This is a genomic window from Nocardioides sp. (assembly GCF_050699375.1).
In the GTDB taxonomy this organism is placed as follows: domain Bacteria; phylum Actinomycetota; class Actinomycetes; order Propionibacteriales; family Nocardioidaceae; genus Nocardioides.
In genome coordinates this window covers 1-2,371 of sequence record NZ_JBOHDN010000391.1, presented here as the reverse complement: position 1 = coordinate 2,371, position 2,371 = coordinate 1, and the positions used below count along the sequence as shown (strand labels likewise).

Here is a 2,371-nt window from a genome sequence, read left to right as displayed (position 1 = left end):
GTTTCGGCGGGATCGTGACGCAGCCGGCTGGCGGTTGACCATGGCGAGGGCACATCGGAACTCGCTCGCGATCAACGGCGGTGACATGTGAGGATCGGGGACGTGAGTGACCTGAAGACGTTCATCGCCGGACTGCCCAAGGCCGAGCTCCATGTCCACCATGTCGGTTCGGCGTCGCCGCGGATCGTGGCGGAGCTGGCGGCGCGGCATCCGGGGAGGGTGCCGGCCGATGTCGAGCTGCTGCGGGACTACTTCACGTTCAGCGACTTCGCGCACTTCGTCGAGGTCTACCTCTCGGTCGTCGACCTGGTCCGTACGCCGGAGGACATTCGTTATCTGACCTACGAGATCGCGCGCGACCTGGCGCAGACCCAGCAGGTCCGTTACGCCGAGCTGACCTGCACCCCCTACACCTCCGTACGACCAGACCTGGCCGAACGCGCGGAGCACATAGAACCCGCTGCGCACCCGAACGGGGGTGGGACCGGACACGCCGGGATGGCGATCGAGGCCTACACCGAGGCGCTCGAGGACGCGCGGGTCGGGGCCGAGCGCGACTTCGGGATCGCGCTCCGCTGGATCTACGACATCCCAGGTGAGGCAGGGATACCGGCGGCCGACGCGACCGTGACGTACGCCGTCGACCACGGCCCGGAGGCGCTCATCGGCTTCGGTCTCGGTGGACCCGAGGTGGGCGTTCCCCGACCGCAGTTCGAGAAGCACTTCGACGCAGCCCGCGCGGCCGGGCTCCGTTCGCTGCCACATGCCGGTGAGACCACCGGACCGCAGACGATCTGGGACGCCCTGAACGTGCTGAAGGCCGAGCGGATCGGCCATGGCACCACCGCGGCCCAGGACCCCGAGCTGCTCGCCCATCTCGCCGAGCACCGGATTCCGCTCGAGGTCTGCCCCTCGTCCAACGTCGCCACCGGCGCCGTGGCGAGGCTGGAGGAGCACCCGCTGAAGACGTTCGTTGACGCCGGCGTCCCGGTGACCATCAACTCCGACGACCCGCCGATGTTTGCGACCACCCTCAACCGGGAGTACGAGATCGCGGCCGACCTCCTCGGGGTCGATGCGACCGGCGTCGCCGACCTCGCTCGTGCGGCCGTCGACCTCTCCTACGCCCCGGACGATCTGAAGGCCCGGCTGCGCGGCGAGATCGACACCTACACGGAAGCGAACGCCACGCGGACCGACTAGAGACCCATCGAATCGCGCGCAGACCGAGCGGGGCGCAGACCGAGCGGGGCGCAGAACGGAATAGCGCTTGACGCGATCCCGGCCCGACCGTTTGCTGGTCGGCATGACTGAACAGATGCTGGCGGTCAACGGAATCGAGCTGTGCGTGGAGACGTTCGGGGAGCCCGGCGCCCCACCGATCCTGCTCGTCGGCGGGATGAGCGCGTCGATGGACTACTGGGAGGACGACTTCTGCGAGGCGCTGGCCGCGGGCGGAAGGTTCGTGATCCGCTACGACCACCGCGACACCGGTCGCTCGACCAGCTGGCCTCCGGGCGAGCCGGGCTACACCGGACGCGACATGATCGACGACATCCCGGCCCTGCTCGATGCCCTCCATCTCGACAACGCCCACCTCTTCGGCATCTCGATGGGTGGCGGGCTGGCCCAGTGCGCGGCGGTTCTGTATCCGGACCGGGTCGAGACGCTGATCCTCGACGAGACCTCACCGGCCTTCGACGGCGTACCCGACGTGCCGCCCATCGGGGAGGAGCTCACGGACTTCTTCGAGGAGGCGTCCAAGACCACGGTGCCCGATCCAGACGACCACAAGGCCCTGGTGGCGATGCTGGTCGAGGACCAGCGGGCGTTCATCCCCGAACGCTTCGACGAGGACAGGATGCGGACGGTGGCCGAGCGTGCCGTACGTCGCACGCCGGACATGCGGCCGAGCTTCGCCAACCACCAGGTGATGGGCGACGGCGAGCCGGTCAACGCGACGCTGTCCGACATCGTGGCCCCCACCCTGGTCATCCACGGCACCCGCGACCCGCTCTTCCCGATCGGCCACGGCGAGGTCCTGGCCCGCGGGATCCCCGACGCCACGCTCCTCGTCCTCGACGGCGTCGGCCACGAACCGCCCCCGCCCTACACCTGGGACGAGGTCATTCCCGCCGTCCTCGACCACACCACCGGGTAAGAGATCGCGCAGGTAGGGGCGCCGTCGCGAGCGCGCCCGTATCGCGGCGCGTAGCAGGCGGCCCTACCTGCGCGATCTCTTAGTGTCGGTCAGACGTCGTTGTCGCGTCGGCGCTGCTTCCAGCGCTCGCTGGCCCGGTCGAGGAACGAGCTTCGCGGAACGTGCTCGCCCTCGTCCTCCTCGACCGATGCGGCGCCGCGCAGAGCGGTG

The 2,371-nt window shown here is 69.3% G+C and carries 2 protein-coding genes; both read left to right on the top strand.

Going from position 1 to position 2,371, the window contains the following annotated elements:
* Positions 1-102: 102 nt before the first annotated feature.
* Positions 103-1,203: an adenosine deaminase gene (locus ACRDPS_RS25680; RefSeq protein ID WP_431504504.1), complete on the top strand. Its 1,101-nt coding sequence runs from the start codon at positions 103-105 to the stop codon at positions 1,201-1,203.
* Positions 1,204-1,306: 103 nt separating this feature from the next.
* On the top strand, positions 1,307-2,161 hold the full coding sequence (locus ACRDPS_RS25675) for an alpha/beta fold hydrolase (protein ID WP_431504503.1): 855 nt from the start codon (positions 1,307-1,309) through the stop codon (positions 2,159-2,161).
* The last annotated feature ends 210 nt before the right edge of the window (positions 2,162-2,371 follow it).

What these genes read in the sequence shown, in the direction of transcription:
- ACRDPS_RS25675 (WP_431504503.1), top strand. Translation starts at nt 1,307, where the DNA reads ATGACTGAACAGATGCTGGCGGTCAACGGAATCGAGCTGTGCGTGGAG.